Genomic DNA, 865 nt, shown 5'->3' with positions numbered 1-865 from the left:
AGCACTCCGCCTGGGGAGTACGACCGCAAGGTTGAAACTCAAAGGAATTGACGGGGGCCCGCACAAGCGGTGGAGCATGTGGTTTAATTCGAAGCAACGCGAAGAACCTTACCAGGTCTTGACATCCTTTGACCACTCTAGAGATAGAGCTTTCCCTTCGGGGACAAAGTGACAGGTGGTGCATGGTTGTCGTCAGCTCGTGTCGTGAGATGTTGGGTTAAGTCCCGCAACGAGCGCAACCCTTATTATTAGTTGCCAGCATTCAGTTGGGCACTCTAGTGAGACTGCCGGTGATAAACCGGAGGAAGGTGGGGATGACGTCAAATCATCATGCCCCTTATGACCTGGGCTACACACGTGCTACAATGGATGGTACAACGAGTCGCAAGGTCGCGAGGCCAAGCTAATCTCTTAAAGCCATTCTCAGTTCGGATTGTAGGCTGCAATTCGCCTACATGAAGCCGGAATCGCTAGTAATCGCGGATCAGAACGCCGCGGTGAATACGTTCCCGGGCCTTGTACACACCGCCCGTCACACCACGAGAGTTTGTAACACCCAAAGTCGGTGAGGTAACCTTCGGGAGCCAGCCGCCTAAGGTGGGACAGATAATTGGGGTGAAGTCGTAACAAGGTAGCCGTATCGGAAGGTGCGGCTGGATCACCTCCTTTCTAAGGAATTAACGGAATCCTACACGGTTCGCTTTTACTTTGTTTAGTTTTGAGAGGTTTAGTCTCTCAGAATAGTGTTCTTTGAAAACTGGATATTGTCTAATAGAAACATTTAAGTAAGAAACCGAGAAACACACCGCGTTTAAAAGAGTTTTTTAATTGTTCTTATCGCAAGATAAAACAAGCAACTTCGGTT

1 rRNA gene is annotated in these 865 nt (G+C 49.0%); it reads left to right on the top strand.

The window, feature by feature from the left end:
- Positions 1-669 (top strand): 16S ribosomal RNA (locus ACEN36_RS12990); the annotation flags it as partial.
- Positions 670-865 lie beyond the last annotated feature (196 nt).

The sequence above is a fragment of the Desemzia sp. FAM 23989 genome (genome assembly GCF_045528345.1).
Taxonomy (GTDB): domain Bacteria; phylum Bacillota; class Bacilli; order Lactobacillales; family Carnobacteriaceae; genus Desemzia.
This window is presented reverse-complemented; position numbering and strand designations above follow the sequence as displayed.